At 32.4% G+C, this 1717-nt stretch carries 1 protein-coding gene; it reads right to left on the reverse strand.

What is annotated here, in order from left to right:
* Positions 1 to 179: 179 nt before the first annotated feature.
* Positions 180 to 1466 carry a histidine--tRNA ligase gene (locus tag V7149_RS26245; protein ID WP_335348488.1) on the reverse strand — a complete coding sequence of 429 codons (1287 nt, stop codon included), beginning with the start codon at positions 1464 to 1466 and terminating at the stop codon, positions 180 to 182.
* Between the last annotated feature and the right edge of the window lie 251 nt (positions 1467 to 1717).

Here is a 1717-nt window from a genome sequence, read left to right on the forward strand (position 1 = left end):
TTATTTGGTTTTATTATAGGGGTAGTCGGAATAGAACATAGCGCCCGTGGGACTTGATCCCGTTTTGCTGAAATCACTGAAACTTCTATTGGCTGGCTTAATTGAATAATTATAATATGGAACCAACCCTAAAATAATTCGATTCTGCTTTAACTAACGCTATTGTTCAATAAGAAAAGTTATTTATTAAAAAGGAAACCTTCAGTTTTTTCTTCACCAGTTAACATATCTTTGATTTTAAATTGATTATTTTTTACTTCTTCCTCTCCAATTATGATAACATTACGTACTTTCTCTTTATTTGCTTTATCTAAGGCTTTACCTAACTTCTTGTTCCCCATTTCCAATTCCACCGTATACCCTTTTTCTCTTAAATAACTTGCTGCTAATAATGATTCTTTTTGAGTATTCATTGGTATAATGTAAAAATCGACATTCGATTCTTCTAGCGTGCTATCCTTCGATAATTGTAAAGCGGTATAAATGACATCTAAACCAAATGATATTCCAACCGTAGAGAATTTCTCTTTTGTACCAATGAGTCCACCAATTTCATTGTCGTATCTACCACCACTGCCAATGCTAGACTTGATGGTTTTGTCTGTTAAAAAAACTTCATAAATAGTGCCAGTATATATCTCTAATCCTCTTGCTAAGAACGGATTAAATACACATTTACCATTAACACCTAGGAAAGCTAAATAGGTTTCCAGTTCTTTCAATTCTTCTAATCCTTGTTCAACTTGTTTATTTTGTTTTGCAAAAGGCTCAAAGTAGCTATAACTTTTATTATTTTTATCGTTCAAAAACTGTTTAATGGATTGGACAGTGGAAGGTGAAAGACCTTGTTCAGTCAGCTCCGATGTTACCGTTTCTAATCCTACTTTTTCAAGTTTATCAAGGATTAAAACAACTTTATTTATTTTGTCCTCCTCTGTATTAAACACTTCTAACATACCCGTTAATAATTTCCGATTGTTATATTGAATCATTACCTTTAACCCGAGTTTACGGAATACATCTAATGCCATAACCATTAATTCTGCTTCAGCAATTTGTGATTCCACTCCCACAATATCAACATCACATTGAGTAAATTCACGAAAACGTCCCGATTTGATTGGACCATCTCTGAATACTTTACCAATTTCATATCTCTTAAAAGGCATCCTCAATGTTGGGTTCATAGCAACAACTTTTGCAAAGGGAATAGTAAGGTCGTATCTTAAAGCTAAATCCCTTTCTCCTCTATCCGTTAATGTGTACATTTCTTCTAATATTTCAGCACCTCCACCATATTTTGAAGCGAGCAATTCCGTGTAATTTAATATAGGTGTTTCGAGGGGGTTACATCCGTATTGGATAAATACGTCTTCTAAAGTTCTTCTAATATTTCTTCGTACTACTTCATCATTAGGTAAATAATCTTGTGTACCCTTCACATTTTGATAATCCATTTTCTTCATATTCCTTAACCTCCAAATTTTTTTAATAAATAAAAAAACCGCACCTGATTTAAGTGTTGAACTTAATCAAATACGGTTTTAATGATAAATAGCCTTCCTATTGACGATTATTAAAATCGGATAGCAAGGCTACTTGATATGATGATGTAATTGTGAGAACGACATAATAATCTTATAAGAATGCATTATACTCACCTCTAATTTCCATTAATATACTATACGACAAAGTTATTTTCAACATAAATATCCAG

Source organism: Bacillus sp. JJ1503, assembly GCF_036965125.1.
GTDB lineage: Bacteria > Bacillota > Bacilli > Bacillales > Cytobacillaceae > Cytobacillus.